The organism is Actinomadura sp. 1N219 (assembly GCF_044326405.1).
Classification (GTDB): domain Bacteria; phylum Actinomycetota; class Actinomycetes; order Streptosporangiales; family Streptosporangiaceae; genus Spirillospora.
Window position 1 is genome coordinate 224,594 of sequence record NZ_JBIRAY010000008.1, and the last position, 19,999, is coordinate 244,592.

Annotated in this window: 18 protein-coding genes; 9 read left to right on the forward strand and 9 right to left on the reverse strand. The window is 71.3% G+C overall.

What is annotated here, in order from left to right:
* Window positions 1-6: 6 nt before the first annotated feature.
* The gene (locus ACH35V_RS24675) at window positions 7-1,317 is read right to left on the reverse strand and encodes a D-arabinono-1,4-lactone oxidase (RefSeq protein ID WP_395975332.1); all 1,311 of its coding nucleotides are present in this window, start codon (window positions 1,315-1,317) and stop codon (window positions 7-9) included.
* A 232-nt stretch (window positions 1,318-1,549) separates the two neighbouring features.
* On the opposite strand from ACH35V_RS24675, the gene ACH35V_RS24680 reads away from it, so the two are divergent.
* The 3 genes from ACH35V_RS24680 to ACH35V_RS24690 are packed head-to-tail and all read left to right on the forward strand — an operon-like array spanning window position 1,550 to window position 4,538.
* Complete coding sequence (locus ACH35V_RS24680; protein WP_395975333.1) at window positions 1,550-2,743, forward strand: lytic transglycosylase domain-containing protein; 1,194 nt, start codon at window positions 1,550-1,552, stop codon at window positions 2,741-2,743.
* 24 nt (window positions 2,744-2,767) lie between these two features.
* Window positions 2,768-3,673 carry a ferrochelatase gene (locus tag ACH35V_RS24685; RefSeq protein WP_395975334.1) on the forward strand — a complete coding sequence of 302 codons (906 nt, stop codon included), beginning with the start codon at window positions 2,768-2,770 and terminating at the stop codon, window positions 3,671-3,673.
* A 55-nt stretch (window positions 3,674-3,728) separates the two neighbouring features.
* Window positions 3,729-4,538: an inositol monophosphatase family protein gene (locus ACH35V_RS24690; protein ID WP_395975730.1), complete on the forward strand. Its 810-nt coding sequence runs from the start codon at window positions 3,729-3,731 to the stop codon at window positions 4,536-4,538.
* Window positions 4,539-4,626: 88 nt separating this feature from the next.
* Here the strand turns inward: ACH35V_RS24690 and ACH35V_RS24695 are convergent, their stop codons facing one another.
* The gene (locus ACH35V_RS24695; protein ID WP_395975335.1) at window positions 4,627-4,803 is read right to left on the reverse strand and encodes a hypothetical protein; all 177 of its coding nucleotides are present in this window, start codon (window positions 4,801-4,803) and stop codon (window positions 4,627-4,629) included.
* A gap of 208 nt (window positions 4,804-5,011) precedes the next feature.
* Between ACH35V_RS24695 and ACH35V_RS24700 the strand changes: the two genes are divergently transcribed.
* Both ACH35V_RS24700 and ACH35V_RS24705 read left to right on the forward strand, forming a co-directional pair.
* Window positions 5,012-5,665, forward strand: coding sequence for a response regulator transcription factor (locus ACH35V_RS24700; protein WP_395975336.1), 654 nt, complete (start codon window positions 5,012-5,014; stop codon window positions 5,663-5,665).
* The gene (locus ACH35V_RS24705) at window positions 5,662-6,921 is read left to right on the forward strand and encodes a sensor histidine kinase (protein ID WP_395975337.1); all 1,260 of its coding nucleotides are present in this window, start codon (window positions 5,662-5,664) and stop codon (window positions 6,919-6,921) included. The genes ACH35V_RS24700 and ACH35V_RS24705 overlap by 4 nt, the downstream gene beginning before the upstream one ends.
* An 18-nt stretch (window positions 6,922-6,939) precedes the next feature.
* On the opposite strand, the gene ACH35V_RS24710 is transcribed toward ACH35V_RS24705, so the two are convergent.
* Window positions 6,940-9,678, reverse strand: coding sequence for an ABC transporter substrate-binding protein (locus ACH35V_RS24710; protein WP_395975338.1), 2,739 nt, complete (start codon window positions 9,676-9,678; stop codon window positions 6,940-6,942).
* Entirely contained in the window at window positions 9,675-11,351 is a 1,677-nt protein-coding gene (locus ACH35V_RS24715; protein WP_395975340.1) for a serine/threonine-protein kinase, read from the reverse strand. The genes ACH35V_RS24710 and ACH35V_RS24715 overlap by 4 nt, the downstream gene beginning before the upstream one ends.
* A gap of 527 nt (window positions 11,352-11,878) precedes the next feature.
* Between ACH35V_RS24715 and ACH35V_RS24720 the strand changes: the two genes are divergently transcribed.
* Window positions 11,879-12,175, forward strand: a complete 297-nt coding sequence (locus tag ACH35V_RS24720; RefSeq protein WP_067893074.1) for a DUF4193 domain-containing protein — start codon at window positions 11,879-11,881, stop codon at window positions 12,173-12,175.
* Window positions 12,176-12,192: 17 nt separating this feature from the next.
* Entirely contained in the window at window positions 12,193-13,011 is an 819-nt protein-coding gene (locus ACH35V_RS24725) for a hypothetical protein (protein ID WP_395975342.1), read from the forward strand.
* Window positions 13,012-13,029: 18 nt separating this feature from the next.
* On the opposite strand, the gene ACH35V_RS24730 is transcribed toward ACH35V_RS24725, so the two are convergent.
* Entirely contained in the window at window positions 13,030-13,317 is a 288-nt protein-coding gene (locus tag ACH35V_RS24730) for a DUF4235 domain-containing protein (protein WP_395975344.1), read from the reverse strand.
* Between the two features lie 115 nt (window positions 13,318-13,432).
* Here ACH35V_RS24730 and valS point away from each other — a divergent pair, with 115 nt between their 5' ends.
* A complete protein-coding gene (gene valS, locus ACH35V_RS24735; protein WP_395975346.1) occupies window positions 13,433-15,958 on the forward strand; it encodes a valine--tRNA ligase in 2,526 nt (841 codons plus the stop codon).
* A 75-nt stretch (window positions 15,959-16,033) separates the two neighbouring features.
* Entirely contained in the window at window positions 16,034-16,921 is an 888-nt protein-coding gene (locus tag ACH35V_RS24740) for a metal-dependent hydrolase (protein WP_395975348.1), read from the forward strand.
* Between the two features lie 53 nt (window positions 16,922-16,974).
* Here the strand turns inward: ACH35V_RS24740 and ACH35V_RS24745 are convergent, their stop codons facing one another.
* The 4 genes from ACH35V_RS24745 to ACH35V_RS24760 form a co-directional block, all read right to left on the reverse strand.
* Window positions 16,975-18,258: a cytochrome P450 gene (locus ACH35V_RS24745; RefSeq protein WP_395975350.1), complete on the reverse strand. Its 1,284-nt coding sequence runs from the start codon at window positions 18,256-18,258 to the stop codon at window positions 16,975-16,977.
* Window positions 18,259-18,415: 157 nt separating this feature from the next.
* Window positions 18,416-18,829, reverse strand: a complete 414-nt coding sequence (locus ACH35V_RS24750; RefSeq protein WP_395975352.1) for a PIN domain-containing protein — start codon at window positions 18,827-18,829, stop codon at window positions 18,416-18,418.
* Window positions 18,826-19,080, reverse strand: coding sequence for a CopG family transcriptional regulator (locus tag ACH35V_RS24755; protein ID WP_395975354.1), 255 nt, complete (start codon window positions 19,078-19,080; stop codon window positions 18,826-18,828). Before ACH35V_RS24755 ends, ACH35V_RS24750 begins: the two co-directional genes overlap by 4 nt.
* A 356-nt stretch (window positions 19,081-19,436) precedes the next feature.
* Window positions 19,437-19,991, reverse strand: coding sequence for a hypothetical protein (locus ACH35V_RS24760; protein WP_395975356.1), 555 nt, complete (start codon window positions 19,989-19,991; stop codon window positions 19,437-19,439).
* Window positions 19,992-19,999 lie beyond the last annotated feature (8 nt).

Sequence of the window (19,999 nt, forward strand, 5' to 3'; positions counted from 1 at the left end):
GCCGCCTCAGTCGCCGAAGACCTGTTTCGTATAGGGATTGGCGAAGCGGCGGTCGGGGTCGAGTTCGTCGCGCAGGGCGCGGAAGTCGCCGAACCTCGGATACACCTTCTCCAGGTACGCGGCGTCGCGCGTGTGGAGCTTGCCCCAGTGCGGACGTCCGTCGAGCGCGGTCATGATGTCCTCGACGCCGCTGAAGTAGTCCTCGTGCGCGTCGCGGTGGTAGACGTGCACGGCGATGAACGCGCTGCGCCGTCCGTGGGCCATCGACAGCCAGGCGTCCTCGCGGGGAAGCATCCGGACCTCGATCGGGAAGCTGATGCGCCAGTCTCTCCGCGCGAACAGGGCACGCAGCTCACGCAGTGCCGGGACGAGTTCCTCGCGCGGGATCGCGTACTCCTGCTCCTTGAAGCGGACGGTCCGCGGACTAGTGAAGACCTTGTACGAGGTGTCGCTGTAGGCGCGCGCGCCGAGAGCCTTGGCGGAAATGCCGTTCACGAAGCGAGTCGTGCTGGGAACCCGATGCGTCAGCCGGTTGACGGCTCCGAACACCGTGTTGGACAGGAATTGGTCGTCCAGCCAGTACTTGAACCCGGACAGCGGCTCCGCGGGGCCCTCGACGCGGTTGTTGCGCTTGGTCAGGCCGCCCTCGGTGTGCGGGAACCAGTAGAACTCGAAGTGTTCGTTGGCGGTGTCGAACTCGTCCAGGCGTGCGAGGACCTCGTCCCACTTCATCGGTTCCTCCTGGGCCCGCAGGAGGAACGCCGGGACGGTACGCCAGGTGATGGCGGTGACCACGCCGAGTGCGCCCACGCCCGCGCACGCCGCGTCGAACAGGTCGGGACGCTCCTTCCGGGAGCAGGTCACGACGGTGCCGTCGGCGAGGACGAGTTCGAGCGCGGCGACCTGGGAGGCCAGCCCGGCGGCGTCGCGTCCGGTGCCGTGCGTGGCGGTCTGCAGGGCGCCGGCGACGGTCTGCTCCTGGATGTCGCCCATGTTGGCCAGCGCGAGGCCGTGGTCGTCCAGGACGCGGTTGAGCCGGTGCAGCGGTAGCCCCGCCTCGACCGTGACAAGCCCGGACGCCGTGTCGACCGAGCGCACGGCCGTGAGCCCCTCCGGACGCAGCAGGACGCCCTCCGCGACGGCGGCGCCGGTGAAGGAGTGGCCCGTGCCCGTCATGCGGACCGTGAGGCCGTCGTCGGCGGCCGACCGCACCGCCGCCCCGACCTCGCCGGCGGTGCGCGGCGTCACGACGCGATGCGGCGTGGCCTGCTGGTTTCCCGCCCAGTTCCGCCACGTCTGGTTGCTCACGGGGGACATGCCGTGACTCTACTCGGCTCCCGTTCGTGAGGAAAGTTCATGTTCTGCGCTCGGAAGCGCCTGGGGCGAATCCGGCGATACCGTACTATCCGGTCGGATACCGGCTCGCCCATGATCCCGTTACATGTGGGAATGAAGTGACAAGGCGGGGAACCGTCCTAAGCGACAGTCGTTGGGAAAAGTTGTGGCTCCTCCATCAGCACCGCGCACCGAGCCCGAGCCCCAGCCCGACATGCGACCGCGCAGGCCGAAGCCGGAGAAGAAGCAGCGGGGGCCGCAGAGCGCAGGCGCGCCTTCCAGGACGCGCCGCGGTGGCCGGGGCCTGCGGCTCGCCGTCGCCGGGATCGCGGTCCTCGCCGTCGCGAGCGCGTCCGGCGGCGTGATCGCGGCGCTGACGGAGGACGCGGAGCCCGCCGCCGACTCGCCGCGAGCGCAGCCGCCGCCGAGCGTCCCGCCCGGCGACCCGGTCAACGTGGCCACCGGCGGCGAGGTCGCCCCGCTGCGGCGCGTGGTCCCGCCGGACGTGCTGGCGGTCGGCCGCGGCTCGATCCCCGCCGCCAAGATCAAGAAGATCGCCTCGCTGGGCCGGGTCAGGGACGTCGTCGCGGTCGCGGGCGGCGCCGTCCAGCTCCAGGGGCGCCAGGTCAACACGTTCGCCGTCGACCCGTCCGCGTTCCGCTCGTGGACGCCGCCCGGCACGGCGAAGGACAACGCCCTGTGGGAGGCGCTGGCCGCCGACCGGTTCGTGGTGTCCACGGCCGCCGCGGAGCAGCTCCGGCTCAACCGGGGCATGCGGTACCCGGTGGTCGGACGGACGATGCCCGAGCTGACGATGGGCGGCTCCGGGCCCCTCGGCCTGCCCGGCATCGACATGCTCGTCAGCGGGAGCTCCGGTGGTCAGATCGGGCTCGTCCCGAACGTGGCCGTCCTGGTCAACGCGCCCGGCGTGAGCCCGGCCAAGGTCGTCAAGGCCGTGACCAAGGTCCTCGGGCCCGGCACGAACGTCGTCAACCTGCACGACTACCAGGCGCCCGGCGACGGCGGCCGTCCGAGCGGTTACCTGGACCTGTACAAGGAGGCGGCCACCGCGTGCCGGGGCCTGTCCTGGACGGTCCTCGCCGCGATCGGCCAGGTCGAGAGCGACCACGGCCGCAACGCGGGCCCGTCCAGCGCGGGCGCGCTCGGGCCGATGCAGTTCATGCCCGCGACGTGGAGGGCGTACGGGGTGGACGGCGACCGCGACGGCAAGGCCGACATCATGAACCCCTACGACGCCATCCCCGGAGCAGCGAAATACCTGTGCGCGAACGGTGCGGGCAGGGGCGGCAAGCAGCTCTACAACGCGGTGTACCAGTACAACCACGCCCACTGGTACGTCCAGAAGGTCCTCAGCCTCGCCCGCGCGTACGCCGCGAGGTTCAGCTGATCGGAGAGCTGATTGGATAGAAGCATGACGTCGTATGACGCGTTGCTTCTGCTGTCGTTCGGCGGGCCGGAGGGGCCCGAGGACGTGATCCCGTTCCTGGAGAACGTGACTCGTGGCCGGAACATCCCACGGGAACGCCTGGAAGCGGTGGGGGAGCACTACCACCTGTTCGGCGGGGTCAGCCCCATCAATCAGCAGTGCCGCGACCTCAAGGCCGCGATCGAGGCCGATTTCGCCGCGCACGGCGTGGATCTGCCCGTCTACTGGGGCAACCGGAACTGGACCCCGTATCTGGCCGACACCGTCCGGCAGATGCGGGTGGACGGTGTGCGCCGGGCGGCCGCTTTCGTCACGTCCGCCTACAGCGGATACTCCACCAACGACCAGTACCTCAACGACATTGCGCGCGCGCGCCAAGAGGTGCCGGACGCGCCTGAGATCGACAAGCTCCCCGTCTACTGCGAAAGGCCCGGCTTCATAGAACCGTTCGTGGACGCCGCGAAAGACGCTCTGAGCCGTCTACCAGAAGACGCGCGGCTGGTCTTCACCGCGCACAGCGTGCCGCTGTCCCAGCCCAACCGGGACCTGTACGTCGAAGAGCTGGAGACCGCCGCGCGGACGGTTGCGCAGAAGGCCGCCCCTGGAACGCCGTGGGATCTCGTCTACCAGAGCCGCAGCGGCCCGCCCACGCAGCCCTGGCTGGAACCGCAGATCACCGACCATCTGGAGAAACTGCACGGCGAAGGCGTCCGCGCCGTAGCGGTCGTGCCGATCGGGTTCGTGTCCGACCACATGGAGGTCAAGTTCGACCTCGACGTCGAGGGCGCGGAACGGGCCGCCGACCTCGGCATCGCGTACGCGCGGGCCGCCACCCCCGGCACCGACCCGAGGTTCGCCGCCCTGCCCCGCCACCTGCTGGCCGCGAAATGAGCGAAGCGGACCGGGGGGTGCGGGGGGTCGTCCCCCCACGAGGAGCATGAGCGCGATGAGCCTGGCCGACGACCTCCTGGAGCTGGCCGCCGAGACCGCGCGGGAGGCGGGCCGGATGCTGGTCGACAAGCGTCCCGCGGGCGGCCCGGACGTCGTGCAGACCAAGTCGTCCCCGACCGACGTCGTCACCCGCATGGACCGCGCCGCCGAGCAGCTGGTCATCGAGCGGATCCGGGCCGCCCGCCCCGACGACGCGTTCCTCGGCGAGGAGGGCGGCGACCGGTCTGGCGGCAGCGGCGTCCGCTGGGTGGTCGACCCGATCGACGGGACCGTCAACTACCTCTACGACCTGCCCGACTGGGCGGTCAGCATCGCCGCCGAGGTGGACGGCACGGCCGTCGCCGGGGTCGTGGAGATCCCGCGCCGGGGCGAGTCGTACACGGCCGTGCGCGGCGCGGGCGCCCTCCAGCACACGGCGTCCGGCACGCGCGAACTCCGCGTGAACTCCCGGGTGCCGCTCGACAAGGCGCTGGTGGCCACGGGGTTCGGCTACGCGGCCGGACGGCGCGCCAGGCAGGCGCAGGTCCTCACGGGCGTGCTGCCGAACGTCCGCGACATCCGGCGCGCCGGCTCCTGCTGCGTCGACCTTTGCTCGCTCGCGGCCGGACGGGTCGACGCCTACTACGAGCGCGGCGTCCAGGCGTGGGACATCGCCGCCGGTGGGCTGATCGTCCGGGAGGCGGGCGGACGCGTCGAGGGCCTGCACGGCGCCGCGCCCGGCCCGGAACTGACCATCGCCGCGGGCCCGGGCACCTTCGAGGCCCTGCACGACCTCCTGGCGCCACTGGACCCGCTGGGCGACTGAGCCAGGACGTGAAACGACCGATGCGGGACGTGGAACGGGGAGCCCGGGACCGCACATGTCCCGGGCTCCCCGTGTCGCTCGCGCGTTCTCAGTCGCAGCGGGGCGGCTCTACACCGATGTCATTGTTCGCTGCGATCCGGCGCAGGTCGTTGATCTCCTCCTGGCGAATGTCCGCCAGGTAGGTGTCACCCTCTGCATGGGCGCTTCGCAGCGACGCGTACGCGTCATCGAGTCGCTGGTGGATCATTCGTGACAACTCGCCCATAGGCCTCCTCCCGGATCGTGCCCATGCCTACCCAGCCCTAGGCTGAAGGTAAACCTGAACCCTGATGCAATTTTCGCGGATTCTTGCGCCCCTGCCACCACGGCGCTGACAACGATCATCTGAACAGGTGTTTACGGGCGTCTTACGGCTCCCGTGGCATATCTGGAGGCCGGGACGGGCCTCGTCCCGGCCCACGGAGGGGGACCACGTGCGTGTTCTAGTCGTCGAGGACGAGCGGGTGCTCGCCGACGCGATCGCCACCGGCCTGCGCAGGGAGACGCTGGCGGTGGACGTGGCCTACGACGGCGCGGGCGCGCTGGAGCGGGCGGGCGTCAACGAGTACGACGTGATCGTCCTCGACCGCGACCTGCCCAAGATCCACGGCGACGACGTCTGCAAGCAGCTCGTCGCGCAGCGCTACCCGGCGCGGATCATCATGCTGACCGCGGCGGGCGAGCTGGACGACCGCGTCGAGGGCCTGTCCATCGGCGCCGACGACTACCTGGCCAAGCCGTTCGCGTTCGCCGAGCTGATCGCCCGGGTGCGGGCCCTCGGCCGCCGCGCCGCCGCGCCGCTGCCGCCCGTCCTGGAGCGCGCCGGGATCAGCCTCGACCCGGCCCGCCGCGAGGTCGCGCGGGACGGCCGCCCCGTCGAGCTGACCCGCAAGGAGTTCGCCGTCCTGGAGGTCCTGCTCAGCGCGGAGGGCGCCGTCGTCAGCTCCGAGCAGCTCCTGGAGAAGGCCTGGGACGAGCACATCGACCCGTTCACCAACGTCGTCCGCGTCACGATGATGACGCTGCGCAAGAAGCTCGGCGACCCCCCGGTGATCGAGACCGTGCCCGGCGTGGGGTACCGGCTGTGACCACCGAACCCGCACCCCGCAACGGCCCGGAGACGTCCGGCGGCGGCCCGTGGCGGCGGCCCGGCCCGCAGCAGGTCCCGCAGCCGGCCCAGGCGCCCAAGGGCATGTGGCGCGGCGACGGCGGCGGGACCGGCGGGACGTTCGGCGACATGAAGGCGCTGCCCCGGATGAGCGTCCGGCTGCGCCTCACCCTCCTGTACGGGCTGCTGTTCTTCATGGCGGGCGCGCTGCTGCTGTTCGTGATGTCGGTGCTGATGGCCGACATCCTCGGCGGCGTCAAGGTGATCGGCTTCAACATCTCCGACGAGGAGGCCGCCGCGCTGCAGCGCCAGTTCGTCGAGCAGACGATGCGGCAGCTGGTCGGACGGTCGCTGCTGGCGCTCGGCGGCGTCGGGGTCATCACGCTGGTGCTCGGCTGGTTCGTCGCCGACCGGGCGCTCAGCCCGCTGCAGCGGGTCACCACCACCGCGCGCCGCCTGTCGGAGAGCACGCTGCACGAGCGGATCGCGCTGGAGGGCCCGGACGACGAGATCAAGGAGCTGGCCGACACCTTCGACGCGATGCTCGAACGGCTCGGGATGGCGTTCGACTCGCAGCGCCGGTTCGTCGCGAACGCCTCTCACGAGCTGCGCACCCCGCTCGCGATCAACCGGACGCTGCTGGAGGTCGCGCTCGGCGACCCGGACGTGTCCGACGACCTGCGCGCCGTCGGCCGGACGCTCCTCGCCACCAACGCCAGGCACGAGCGCCTCATCGAGGGCCTGCTGCTGCTCGCCCGCAGCGAGCGGGAACTCGCGACACGCACCCCGGTCGACCTGGCCGAGGTGGCGACGACGGTGCTGGAGCACTCGGCGCGCGGCGACCACGACCTCGACGTGGCCGTCCATCCGGAGCTGACGTCCGGGACGGCGCTCGGCGACCCGGTGCTGCTGGAGCACCTGGTGTCCAACCTCGTCGAGAACGCGATCAAGCACAACGTCGAGGACGGCGGCGAGCTGTGGATCCGCACCGGCATGCTGGAGGGGTTCGCCACCATCCAGGTCGAGAACACCGGCCCGGCGGTGCCCGCCTACGAGGTGGAGCGGCTGTTCGAGCCGTTCCGGCGGCTGAACGCCGACCGCGTCGAGTCGGCCAAGGGCGCGGGGCTCGGGCTGTCGATCGTCCGGTCGGTGGTGCTCGCGCACCGGGGCGCCGTGTACGCGGCGCCGCGTCCCGGCGGCGGACTGATCGTCACGGTCCGGCTCCCGCCGGGCTGATCCTCTGAGCGCCGGGCCCTACTTGAGCGCGGCCGACGCCACGGTCGGGTCGCCGTCGTAGTCCATCTCCAGGCCGACGAACTTGCCGCCCCTGCGCACCGCGGCCGCGCCGTTGTTGACCAGGGGGATGAGGGCCATGTCGTCCAGCGCCAGCTTCTCGGCCTGCCGGAACAGGTTCGCGCGGGTGCCGGGGGGCTGCGTCCGCAGGGCGCTGGAGATCAGGTCGTCGAAGTTCCCGTTCTTCCAGCCGGACAGGTTGTAGTGGGTGTTCTCGGCGGTCGCCACCAGCGTGCCGCCGAGGAGCGGCCACAGCATGGAGTAGGCGCTCGGGTAGTCGGGCCCCCAGGAGAAGAACGCCAGGCCGGACGCGTCGTCCGCGACGAGCTCCTTGCGGAACCGCTCGAACTCGCTGAGCGGGATCACCCGCAGGTCGATCTTCCAGCCGAGGACCGACTGCAGCATGCTCCGCACGGCGTGGACCAGCTTCTCGTCGGCGGTCGAGGCACGGTGGTAGAGCCGGACCTCCGACCCCGGCCCGAGCCCCGCCCGCTCCGCGAGCGCCTTGGCCTTCGCCGGGTCCGTCCCGTCGCACGACGGGCAGGCGCCGGGTCTGCCGAAGCCGGGGATCCCCGGCGGGACGAGGCCGTGCGCCGGCTTGTAGGCGTTGCCGAACAGCGCGCCGAGCCCCTCGCGGTCGACGGCGTAGGACACCGCCTCCCTGGCCTCCCTGGACCTCATCGGCCCGCGCGCGGTGATCGGGACGAGCATCCGGGTGAACGGCGCGGGCCGCGAGATCATGTCGGCCGTGGGGGTGGTGCCGAGCTGATCGGTGCCGACGGTGTACCAGTCGACCTCGCCCGCGGCGTAGGCCGTGCGTCCGAGGACCGGTTCGGCGCTGAGGCGGACGTCCACGCCGTCGAACTTCGCCTTGCCGAACGCCCAGGCGTCGTTGCGCACCAGCGAGACCCGCCTGTTCTGCTGATACTCCTGCAGCCTGAACGGCCCATTCCCGACGGGCCGGGTGTTGTACGCGGTGTTGTCGGGCTTGCCCGCATCCTCGGGGACGGGCATGAAAGCGGGCTCGGACAGCCGTGCGGCGAAGTCGCAGTTGGGGGAGGTGAGCGTGACGTCGAGGGCGGTGCCGGACACCACCTTGACACCGGACAGCGTCGCGGTCTTCCCACCGGCGACCGCGGAGAAGCCTTCGATGTCGTTCATCAGAAAGGAGCCGCCGCCGGCGTCCGCCGCCGCGCTGCGGGACCAGCCGCGGGCGAACGCCTGCGCGTCGACGGGCCTGCCGTCGCTGAACCTCGTCCCGTCCTTGATGAGGATCTTCCACCGCCGGCAGGACGCGTCCGGCGTGATCTGCGTGGCGAGGCGGTTGCGCGCGACGCCGTCCGGGCCCAGCTCGGTCAGGCCGGTGAACAGCTGCTTGGTCAGGAACCGCTCCGTCCCGCCGTAGGCGTGCGACGGGTCGATCTCGTCGGCGCCCGTGCCGGGGGCCCTCGCCGCCATCGGGAACGTGCCGCCGGTCCGTCCGGCCGCCGTCGTCGTGGTCGGGTCGGGCCCGCCGTCACCGGCGAGCTTGACGGCGATCACCGTGCCGGCGACCACCAGGGCGACCAGCGCGGCGCCGCCCGCGCTCGCCAGCACCCCCATGCCGCGCCTGCCGCGCCTCCCCGGGGGAGGCGTGGCGCCGGACCCCGGGGACGGGGCCGCGGAGGACGGCCATGCCCCGGCGTATCCCTGCCCGTTGTGCGGCGGAGGCGGAGGCGGCCACGGCGCCGCGCTCGGCGGCGGCTGGTGGGGCGGCGGCTGGTGGGGCGGCTGCGCCGGGATGATCTGCAGCCGCGCCGACTCCGTCGCCGCGGTCGCCGCCCCCTGCGTGAGGATCACCGAGTCGTCGCCAGGGGCGTCCGGCCGGGCGGCCGGTCGCGGCAGGCTCCCCGCGAGGTCCAGCAGATGCGCCAGGACGCGCTGGGACGCGGGCCGCAGCGCCGGGTCCTTGCTGAGGCAGTCCGCCACGATCTGGCGCAGCGGCGCGTGCAGGTCGCCGAGGTCGGGCGGCAGGTTGAGGATGCGGTGCATGACCGCCGGAATGGAGTCGTGCCCGAACGCGGGACGCGCCGTCGCCGCGTGGACCATCGTGGCGCCCCACGCGAACACGTCCGCCGCGGGCCCGACCCGCGCCCCCGAGATCTGCTCGGGGGCCATGTAGGCGGGCGTGCCGACGGCCGTGCTCGACATCGTGCCGGTCGCGTCCAGCGCCCGCGCGATGCCGAAGTCGATCACCCGCGGGCCGTCCGGCGCGAGCAGCACGTTGGCGGGCTTGAAGTCGCGGTGCACGACGCCCGCCTGGTGGATGGCGGCGAGGGCCGTCATCGTCCCGATCGCCAGCCGGTCCAGGTCGGTGCCCTTCCGCGGGCCCTCCGCGGACAGCACCTGCGACAGCGGCGGGCCGTCGATGTACTCGCTGACGATGTAGGGCCGGTCGCCCTCGACGTCGGAGTCGAGGACGCGGGCCGTGCAGAACGCCGAGACCCGCTTCGCGACCGCCACCTCGGCCGCGAACCGCGCCCTCGCCTTCGGGTCGCCGCTGAACCGGGCGTGCAGCAGCTTCACGGCGACCCGGTGGCCCGGCTCGTCCTCCCCGAGGTAGACCGTCCCCTGGCCGCCCTCCCCGAGGAGGCCGGTCAGGCGGTACGCGCCGAGCCGGGACGGGTCACCCGCGCGAAGCGGCGTGACCTCGTGCGTCACTTGCTCACGGTTCCGAAGGCCTGGGCGGACGAGGCCGAGCGGGTCTGCCGCCACTCCCATCGCATGGTGGTGCCGGACCCGGACGGGATGAACGTGATGTAGCCGGACGCGCACTCCGACGGGTCCATCCCCGTGTACGGGGTCTCCCGGTACTCGATCCGCGTGCTGCTGCTGTCACCGGACAGGTGCGTGAGCCGCGTCCGGCACTCGACCTGCGAGCCGGACGGGTAGGTGTACGTCCCGATGCCGCTGGAGTAAACCAGCGTGAACCGGACGTCGAAGCTCGTGTGCCCCGAGCTGGCGCCCGGCTGGGACCCGTTGCCGCGCCACACGCCGATGAGGCCGCCGCGGGTCGTGGACGGCGTCGGGAAGTCGGTCCGCGGCGAGTAGGTCGTCGGCGGCGTGTACGGATCCGGGTCCGGGTCGTCGCTGTTGGCGGCGACGACCACGATCGCCACGATCACGATGACGACGATCAGCGCGAGCACCCCGCAGCCGATCGCGAGGATCGGCCCGGCGCCGCCGGACTGCTTCGGCTGCCCGTACCCGGGCCCGGGCGGGACCGGCTGCCCCATCGGCATCCGCGGCTGCGTCGGCGGCGGGGGCGGCATCGCCCCGCCCTGGTACATCGGCATCGGCGGCGGCGTGATCGGCTGCGGCGGCGGCGTGTTCGGGCCCTGCGGCATCCCGGCCTGATGCATCGGCATCGGCGGCGGGGTGATCTGCTGCTGCGGCGGGTGCTGCGGGCGCGGCGCGGCCGGCACCGGGGGCGGCGGCGCGAGCTGCGACGCGATCCGGGTGCCCTGGTTGAGCAGGTCGCCCTGCCCGCCCGCCTGGGAGCCCGGCGCGACGCCGACGTGCCCAAGCAGGTTCAGCAGCAGCTGCGCCGCCGGCGGGCGCAGGCCCGCGTCCTTGGACAGGCAGCGTCCGACCAGGTCGCGCAGCGGCCCGGCGGGCAGCGCGGACAGGTCGGGGTCCTCGTTGAGGATCCGGTTGATGATGACCGGCAGCGTGTCCGCCTCGAACGGCGACTGCCCGGTCGCGGCGAACACCATCGTCGCGGCCCAGGCGAAGATGTCCACGGCCGGGGTGAGCGGTGCGCCGGTGAGCTGCTCGGGCGCCAGGTAGCCGGGGGTGCCGACCACCATCCCGGTGGCGGTCACCGCGCTCTCCTGCGAATTGACCGTCCGGGCGATGCCGAAGTCGACGACGCGCGGGCCGTCGGACGCCAGCATGACGTTGTTCGGCTTGAAGTCGCGGTGGACGATCCCGGCCTCGTGGATGGCGGCGAGCGCCGTCACCGTGCCGATCGCGAGGCGCTCCAGCTCCTCGGCGCTGCGCGGGCCGTCGTGCGCGACGACGTCGTGCAGGGACGGCCCGTCGATGAACTCGCTGACGACGTACGGCTGGTCGCCGTGGACGTCGGCCTCCAGGACGCGGGCCGTGCAGAACGGCTCGACCTTCTGCGCCGCCGCCACCTCGCGCGTGAACCGGGCCCGCGCGGCCGGGTCGTTCGCCATCTGGGCGTGCAGCAGCTTGACGGCGACGTACTCGCCTCCCGGCGTCCTGCCCAGGAAGACGGCGCCCTGACCCCCGGCGCCGAGCCGTCCGACGACCTCGTACTGCCCGAGTGCCCTAGGATCGCCCGGCTCCAGCGGAGCGGCATCCGGCATCTGACCCTCCAGTGACCCGCAGTGATGTCCCGCGATAGTGCAGTGATGTCCCGCGATAGTGTGCGCCGGACCCCGTTGCGAGGGCCTTCCGCCGGCGATCGCCGGGCAGGCCCCGCAGGGGACCCGCCCCCAACCTCAAGCGGGCACGATATCGCGTTAGTTCAGACGTTTCACTGAAGAGTCTGGTTCGATGTCCGACCTGCCCGATCGGCCGTCCCGCCGCGCCGGGCAGGTCGGCGCGCACAACGCCCCCCGGACCGATATGATCCCCGACCGCCGCGCGAACCGCGGCGGGAGCCCTGGTTACGGCGCCATACCGCGACATCCGTTCGATATGTGACAGAAGACACATTTCTCGGAAGAGATGCGGGTGATGGGTGTCACTCGTGGGGACGGTCGCGCCTTGTGTGTCGCAGGTCACCAACCGTGACAGAATTTCCCGCCCGGATCGGGCACAAGAACGGTCCCCCGAGCGTTAGTTCCGCGCGACGGGGCGCATAAAGCACTGAGGGGGATGGAGATAGAAGATGGCGACCGACTACGACAGCCCACGCAAGACAGACGACGACCTCAGCGAGGACAGCCTCCAGGAGCTCCAGGCCCGGCGCGCCGACAAGGCCGCCAGCATCATCGACGAGGACCTGGACGCCGGTGAGGTCGCCGAGCTGCCCGGGGCCGACCTGTCGAACGAGGAGCTCACCTTCCGGGTGGTTCCGCGGCAGGCCGACGAGTTCACCTGCACGCGCTGCTTCCTGGTGCACCACCGCAGCCAGCTGGCCACCGAGAAGAACGGCCAGCCGATCTGCCGCGAGTGCGCCGCCTGACCGGGAGTGGCCGCAGGGTGCCGGGAGAGATCGAACGTCAGGAGGACATGGAGCCGTCCCGCCGGAACGGTTCCGCCGAACTCGGTGAGCTGGTCGGACGGCTCACCGCCGACGAGGACATGGACCGCGAGACCCGCGGGCGCCTGCTCGGCCGTCTGGCCGCACTGCTCGGCCAGAAGGCCCGCAGAGCAGGCGCCGCGGGCGTCGCGCGGGGCCGGTGGCTCGGCGACGTGCTCGTCGAGACCGCCCCGCACATCCCGATCCGCGACCTTGAGACGCTCCAGGCCCACCACCGCGGCCTGATGGGCGAGGAACTCGCCGACAGGATCGTGAAGGTGGCCGGGAACGGCACGACCGCCGTCGGCGCCGCCGGCGGCGCGCTCGCCGCCGTGGAGTTCGCCGCCCCGCCGCTGCTGCTGACCGCCCCCGCTCAGCTCGCGGCCGAGACCCTTATCGTCGCCGCCATCGAGGTCAAGATGATCGCCGAACTGCACGAGGTGTACGGGGTCACCGTCCACGGCACCGGCACGACCCGCGGCGCCGCGTTCGTCACGTCCTGGGCCCGGCAGCGCGGCATCAACCCCCTGGAGACCGGCTCGCTCACCAGCGCCCTCGGCACGGCGGCGAAGTCGGCCCTGCGCAAACGCATGCTGCGCACCTTCGGCCGCACCCTGGGCACGATGGGCCCGTTCCTCACCGGCGCCGCCGCGGGCGCCGCCCTCAACCGCTCCGCCACCAGGGCCCTGGCCGCCAAGATCCGCCATGATCTCCGCCAGTCCATGGGAGCCCCGCCCCCGCTCCCGCGCGACCACCGTCGGCTGAAGTCGGCGGACTGACCTCCGGCGCTCGCGTTCCTAGGCCTCGGTCTTGAGGTTGGACGGGAGCTGGCCGGTGCCCTTGGCCCACTGCTTCGCGGCGGCGCGGGTGGCGAGGAGGCGGGCGAGCTCCATGCCGACGCCCATCACGACGGCCCAGCCGATCGCCTCGGTCAGCGCGACCTCAGGGGACTCGGGGTTGGTCGGCGGCTCCTTCCCGGTGCTCTTCTTCCAGGCCAGCGTGATGGCCTTCTTCGCGACGAAGCCGCCCGCGAAGGCCGCGGCGCCGGCCATCACCCGCCAGCCGAGGTCGCCCTTGTCCGCCATGATCGTCCTCCAGTCGTCCGGTGGTTCCGACGCTACCGGAACCGTCCGCCGGTGATCGTCGCGTTGGCGCCGGTAATTGGCATGCGATGCGGGGCTCGGTCAATACGATTGGTCCATGACAGAGCAGCCGCGTACTCCGAGCGTCCCGCCCAAGCCCTCCCTGGACGGCCTGGAGGACAAGTGGGTACGCGGCTGGGACGAGGCCGGCGTCTACCGCTTCGACCGCACGCGGCCGCGCGGCGAGGTCTTCTCGATCGACACCCCGCCGCCCACCGTGAGCGGTTCCCTCCACGTCGGCCACGTCTTCTCCTACACCCACACCGACACCGTCGCGCGGTATCACCGCATGCGCGGTCGGGCGGTCTTCTACCCCATGGGCTGGGACGATAACGGCCTGCCCACGGAGCGGCGCGTCCAGAACCACTTCGGGGTGCGGTGCGATCCGTCCCTTCCGTACGATCCGGACTTCGAGCCGCCCGCCAAGCCCGACCCCAAGCGCCAGCTGCCCGTCTCGCGGCGCAACTTCATCGAGCTGTGCGAGCGGCTCACCGCCGTGGACGAGAAGGCGTTCGAGGAGATGTGGCGCCGCGTCGGCCTCTCGGTCGACTGGGGGCACCTCTACACGACGATCGGTGGCGTGTCCCGCAGGGCGTCCCAGCGCGCCTTCCTGCGCAACCTCGCGCGGGGCGAGGCCTACCTGTCCGAGGCGCCGACGCTCTGGGACGTCACGTTCCGCACGGCCGTCGCCCAGGCCGAGCTGGAGGACCGCGAGCAGCCCGGCGCGTTCCACCGGATCCGGTTCCACGGCGACGAGCGGCCCGTCTACATCGAGACGACGCGTCCCGAGCTGCTGCCCGCGTGCGTCGCGCTGGTCGCGCATCCGGACGACGAGCGGTACCGGGAGCTGTTCGGGACGACCGTCCGCACGCCGCTGTTCGGCGTCGAGGTCCCGGTCGTCGCGCACCGGCTGGCCGAGCCCGACAAGGGGTCCGGCATCGCGATGATCTGCACGTTCGGCGACGTCACGGACGTCACCTGGTGGCGCGAGCTGAACCTGCCCACCCGCGCGATCATCGGCTGGGACGGGCGCCTCGCCGCCGACCCGCCGGACGGCGTCCCTTCCGATCCGTACGGCGAGCTGGCCGGGAAGACGGTCTTCTCCGCGAAGGAACGGGTCGTCGAGCTGCTGCGCGAATCCGGCGACCTGGACGGCGAGCCGCGCAAGATCACCCGGCCGGTGAAGTTCTACGAGAAGGGCAGCAAGCCGCTGGAGATCGTCACGACCCGGCAGTGGTACATCCGCAACGGCGGGCGCGACGAGGGCGTCCGCGCGGAGCTCATCGCGCGCGGCCGCGAGCTGGAATGGCACCCCGGCTACATGCGCGCCCGGTACGAGAACTGGGTCGAGGGCCTGAACGGCGACTGGCTGATCTCCCGGCAGCGGTTCTTCGGCGTGCCGATCCCCGTCTGGTACCCGCTGGACGGCGAGGGCGAGCCGCGCTACGACTCGCCGATCGTGCCGTCGGAGGACGCGCTGCCGGTCGACCCGTCGTCCGACGTCCCGCCCGGGTTCGCCGAGGAGCAGCGCGGCGAGCCGGGCGGTTTCATCGGCGACCCGGACATCATGGACACCTGGGCGACGTCGTCGCTGACCCCGCAGATCGCGGGCGGCTGGGAGCGCGACGCCGACCTGTTCGGCCGGGTGTTCCCGTACGACCTGCGTCCGCAGGCGCACGACATCATCCGGACGTGGCTGTTCTCCACGGTCGTCCGCGCGCATCTGGAGCACGGCTCGCTGCCGTGGAAGGGCACGGCGCTGTCCGGCTGGATCCTGGACCCGGACCGCAAGAAGATGTCCAAGTCGAAGGGGAACGTCGTCACCCCGATCGACCTGCTGCGCGAGTACGGGTCCGACGCCGTCCGGTACTGGGCGGCGAGCGGGCGTCCGGGCACCGACACGGCGTTCGACACCGGCCAGATCAAGGTCGGGCGGCGGCTCGCCATCAAGATCCTCAACGCGTCCAAGTTCGTGCTGGGGCTGGGGGACGTGCGCGCGGACGCGGCGGTGACGGAACCGCTCGACCGGGCGATGCTGGCGGCGCTGTCCGGGGTCGTCCAGGACGCGACGGACGCGTTCGAGGGCTACGACTACGCGCGCGCCCTGGAGCGCACGGAGCGGTTCTTCTGGGAGTTCTGCGACGACTACCTGGAGCTGGTCAAGGCACGCGCCTACGGCGAAGGGCCGGAGGGCCAGTCGGCGCGGGCCGCTTTGCGCACCGCGCTGTCGGTCATGCTGCGCCTGTTCGCGCCCGTCCTGCCGTTCGTGACCGAGGAGGTCTGGTCGTGGTGGCGGCACGGGTCGGTGCACACGGCACCGTGGCCGTCGACGGCGGAGCTGCCCCCGGGCGGCGACCCGGCCGTCCTGGCGGCGACGGGGGAGGCGCTCCGGCAGGTCCGCAAGGCGAAGTCGGAGGCGAAGGCGTCGATGCGCGCGGACGTGTCCAGCGCGGTGGTGCGGGGCGCCGAGGTGATGCGGATCGCACGTCCGGATCTGGCCGCGGCCGGGCGCATCGCCGACCTGACGCTGGAGGACGCGCCCGCCGACCTGACCGTCGACGTCGTCCTCGCCCCTGTGACCTGAGCGACTCCGCCGCCCCTTGACGCGGTCCCGTCCCGCTCCCAATATTGGATGCCAAGTCCAATTGGATGGAGGGCGATGAGCGAGATCGACGAGCGGCATCCCGTCATCACTCCGCGGCGCGTGAAGTTCGACTGGACGGACACGCCGCTGCACTGGATCCCGGACGAGCCCGTCGCGACGCACTTCATCAACGTCCTGCACCTGCTCCTGCCCGCCGGTGAGCGCTGGTTCGTGCACGTCTACAAGCAGACGCTGCCCCTCGTGGAGGACGACGCGCGCCTCCACAAGGAGGTCAAGGGGTTCATGGGCCAGGAGGCCGTGCACGCCTACTCCCACCAGGGCGTCCTCGACCGGCAGATGCTCGCGCAGGGCCTCGACCCGCGTCCGCTCACCGGCCGGATCGAGTGGATGTTCACGCGGCTGCTCGGCGACCGGTGCCCGCTGCCGCTCGTGCCCAGGCGGCGGTGGCTGGACGTCCGGATCGGGATCATCGCCGGCATCGAGCACTACACCGCCGCCCTCGGCCAGTGGATCCTGGACGCCCGCGAACTCGACGACGCCGGCGCCGACCCGACGATGATGGACCTGCTGCGCTGGCACGGCGCCGAGGAGGTCGAGCACCGCTCCGTCGCGTTCGACGTGTACCAGCACGTGGCCGGACGGTACTGGACGCGGTTCATCGCGTTCTTCCTAGGCGTCCTCGCGATGCCGCTCATGGTGTACGCGGGCGCCGCGTACCTGTGCCGGGCCGACCCGGCGCTGAAGGGCGTCCGCCCCCGGATCCGGGACTACCGGCGGGCCGTGCGGCGCGGGCTGTTCCCCAGCAACCGGTTCATGGTGTCCGCCGCCCGCTCGTACCTGCGGCGCGACTACCACCCGTCCCGCGAATGCTCCACGCAGCGCGCCCTCGACTACCTGGCCGTGTCGCCCGCCGCGCGGGCCGCCGGATACAAGGCGCCCTGAGCCGCGGCGGGCCCGGACGCCGAAAGCCGCGCCACGGCGCCCGGGCCCGCCGCTCAGAAAGTGCAGGGCAGGTGTTTGATGCCGTTGATGAAATTGGAGTAGAGCATTTTGGGTTCGCCGCTCGCCCGGATGTCCGGCACGCGCGTGAACAGCTCCCGGAACATCACCGTGATCTCCTGCCGGGCCAGATTGGCGCCCAGGCAGAAATGCGGGCCGGGGCCGCCGAACCCCACATGCGGGTTGGGGGAGCGGGTGATGTCGAAGGCGTCCGGGTCGGTGAACACGTCGGCGTCGCGGTTGGCGGAGTTGTAGAACAGCAGAACCTTGTCGCCCGTCCGGTACTGCTGGCCGTTCATCTCGTAGTCGCGGGTCAGCGTTCGGCGGAACTGGATGACCGGCGTCGCCATCCGGACGATCTCCTCCACCGCGCCGGGCGCGTGCGCGTCGAAGTCCTCCATCAGCAGGGCCCGCTGCTCCGGATTGTCGGTGAACAGCTTCAGGCCGTGCGACATGGCGTTCCGCGTGGTCTCGTTCCCGGCGACGACGAGCAGGATGAAGAACGACCCGATCTCCTGGTCGGTCAGCGACTCGCCGTCCACGTTGGCGGTCACGAGCCGCGACACCAGGTCGTCGCCGGGGTACCGGCGGCGGCGCCGCGCCAGCTTCATCGCCAGGTGGTTCAGCTCGTACCCGGCCGCCATCGCCTGAAGCAGCCCGTACAGGACGCCGATCCGGGTGATGTCGCCGCGGTAGAGGTCCTTGCCGCCGGTGTACTCCGGGTCGCCGAGGCCAAGGATGGTGTTCGTCCGCTGGAACACCATGGGGCGCAGCCGTCCGGGGATGCCCATCATGTCGCAGATGACCTCCAGGGGCAGCCGGGCCGCGACGTCGGTGACGAAGTCGGCCGAGCCCTTGCCGCGCAGGTCGTCCACGATCCGCGTCGCCGTCGTCTGCAGGTCGGCGTCCAGCTTGGCGAGGACGCGGGGGGTGAACGCCCGCGACACGATCCGCCGGATCTTGGCGTGCCGCGGGTCGTCCATGTTGATCATCGAGCCGAAGTAGCGGGCCATGTACCGGGGCAGGTCGGCGATGCTGGTGGAGGACGGCTCGCTGCTGAACACCTCCGGCGTCCGGCTGGCCTCCACCACGTCGGCGTGCCTGGTCAGCGCGTAGTAGCCCCGCCCGGTCCTGATGAACGGCATCTTCAGCTCGCGGAAGAACGCGGGCCGGTCCCGCTCGCGGAGCCGCGCGAACGCCGCCAGGCGCCGGTCCGGGGGCAGGGACCAGAAGGTCAGGTCGGACAGGTCGATCTCGCCGGTGTCCCGCACTGCCGTCACCGCACACCGTCCTCACAGAGTTCAGAACGCCATTCGGTTTCCATCGAACCGACACGCCCCGACATCCGTCAAGGGGCAGCCACGACCCGCCGCCGCAGCACTTCCCGCTCCACCGCCGTCCACGCCCCCGACGCCAGCAGATACAACCCCGCAGCTACTAGATCTTGACTACCGTCACCTGTTCACCACACAACGCGCGGATGTCCTGTGGGTCGGACGTAAGGATCATGACCGGGTGCGAAGCGGCCAGGGCTGTCGCGGAAAGGATCGCGTCGATCGCGTACTTGTGGCCGTGCAGACCAGTATCACGCAGGAGAGCGGCAGCATGCCGAGCGATTGATTCGGTCACGGGCTCAACGTTCACTCGCGAAAGAGTCCACTGGAGTGCGGCCCACTTGATGCCTGGATGAGCCACTTCGACCAACGTGGCCGCACTCGTTGTGACGCGCTTGTCTCTAACCCGCGCGGCGGCCAGCCATTCAGTCATTTCACGGTCGCGCATGGTGGCTTTGGCTAGACCTTCACAGTCCAGCACCAGCGTGCCGTTCAGGACGGCAGTGGAACGAGTCATGCCACTTGGCCGGGGTGAGTGGATTCGGCTTCATCGAAGATTGCGAGCTTTGCCTCGACCCCGGCGGGGTCGACTGGGCCGTTCTCCGCTTCGCAGGCCGCGATGAGCTCGTCCAGCTTGTCTCGTTCGATCTGACGTGCGACGGCTGCCGTGACATACGCGGACAATCCGGAAGGGCCGCTTCTCGACCTGGCCTCTTCTGCGACGTCGCTGGGCATGGTCACGGAGTACTTCCGGGTAGGCTCGCTCATGCGGTAAATCCTACCTCACATGCTACCGCCAGGCTGGCGGGGTAGGATGGCCGTGCGCAAGGTCCGCTCTCGCAACGTCGTCCGCACTCGCGCCAGCGCGGCCCGGTGCCCACGTCGCGTCGCGCAGATCCGGACGGCCGCCAGAACGACCAGCCCCGCCAGGGTCGCCGTGGCCAACGCCAGCAACACCGGCTGCCCCGTCCCGGACCCCGCCCACTCGGCCACAGCGAACCCCCGCAGCACCGCGAAGACCACCAGCGACCAGATCACAGCGAACCTTCCGAATGGACGGACGAATCTCAGTCTCTCATCCGTCCACGATCCCTCGCGCGCCTGAGCTCGTCCAGCACACGTCGTTACAGGGCTAGGAGGGTGAGTGCTGAAAGTGTGGTTAGGGCGGTGGTGGTTTTGATGGCGGGCATTCGAGTCGCGATGGCGGCGTCTCTGGCGTCGTCTTGGGAGAGGTAGGTGAGGGTGGCGCTTAGGGCGCGGCCTAGGGCGAAGGCGGTGCCGGTTAGGAGGGCGGTTGTGAGGGGCTCGTGGCTTAGGAGGAGGGCCAAGGCGAGGACATAAGGGGCGGTGGACGAGACGTAGGTCCGGACGCCGGTGCCCAGTTCGAAGCCGAATTGGAGTGTGCCTCGGCGGAGGTTGGTCTGGAGGACTTCTTGCGGGATCTGGCGGGCGTTCTGTGGGAGGGGAAGGGAGAGCAGGCCGAATTCGCGGGCCGTTCCGAGGGCCGCGATTCCGAGGATCGCGGCGGTGCGGACGGACGTGGGCAGCGGTGCGGAGAAGCCCGAGAGCAGCCAGATCACCGCGGCGCTCAGGGTGCCGCCGATCAGCAGTCCGGCGGTGAAGACGGCCAGGATCTCGCCCTGCCGTACGGGAGCTCGCCAACCTGGCGAGAACAGCACGGATTCGC

Bases quoted from the DNA above. Each gene is read 5' to 3' on its own strand.
- ACH35V_RS24675 (WP_395975332.1), bottom strand. From the start codon at position 1,317: ATGTCCCCCGTGAGCAACCAGACGTGGCGGAACTGGGCGGGAAACCAG.
- ACH35V_RS24680 (WP_395975333.1), top strand. From the start codon at position 1,550: ATGCGACCGCGCAGGCCGAAGCCGGAGAAGAAGCAGCGGGGGCCGCAG.
- ACH35V_RS24685 (WP_395975334.1), top strand. From the start codon at position 2,768: ATGACGTCGTATGACGCGTTGCTTCTGCTGTCGTTCGGCGGGCCGGAG.
- ACH35V_RS24690 (WP_395975730.1), top strand. From the start codon at position 3,729: ATGAGCCTGGCCGACGACCTCCTGGAGCTGGCCGCCGAGACCGCGCGG.
- ACH35V_RS24695 (WP_395975335.1), bottom strand. From the start codon at position 4,803: ATGGGCGAGTTGTCACGAATGATCCACCAGCGACTCGATGACGCGTAC.
- ACH35V_RS24715 (WP_395975340.1), bottom strand. From the start codon at position 11,351: ATGCCGGATGCCGCTCCGCTGGAGCCGGGCGATCCTAGGGCACTCGGG.
- ACH35V_RS24720 (WP_067893074.1), top strand. From the start codon at position 11,879: ATGGCGACCGACTACGACAGCCCACGCAAGACAGACGACGACCTCAGC.
- ACH35V_RS24730 (WP_395975344.1), bottom strand. From the start codon at position 13,317: ATGGCGGACAAGGGCGACCTCGGCTGGCGGGTGATGGCCGGCGCCGCG.
- valS (WP_395975346.1), top strand. From the start codon at position 13,433: ATGACAGAGCAGCCGCGTACTCCGAGCGTCCCGCCCAAGCCCTCCCTG.
- ACH35V_RS24740 (WP_395975348.1), top strand. From the start codon at position 16,034: ATGAGCGAGATCGACGAGCGGCATCCCGTCATCACTCCGCGGCGCGTG.
- ACH35V_RS24750 (WP_395975352.1), bottom strand. From the start codon at position 18,829: ATGACTCGTTCCACTGCCGTCCTGAACGGCACGCTGGTGCTGGACTGT.
- ACH35V_RS24755 (WP_395975354.1), bottom strand. From the start codon at position 19,080: ATGAGCGAGCCTACCCGGAAGTACTCCGTGACCATGCCCAGCGACGTC.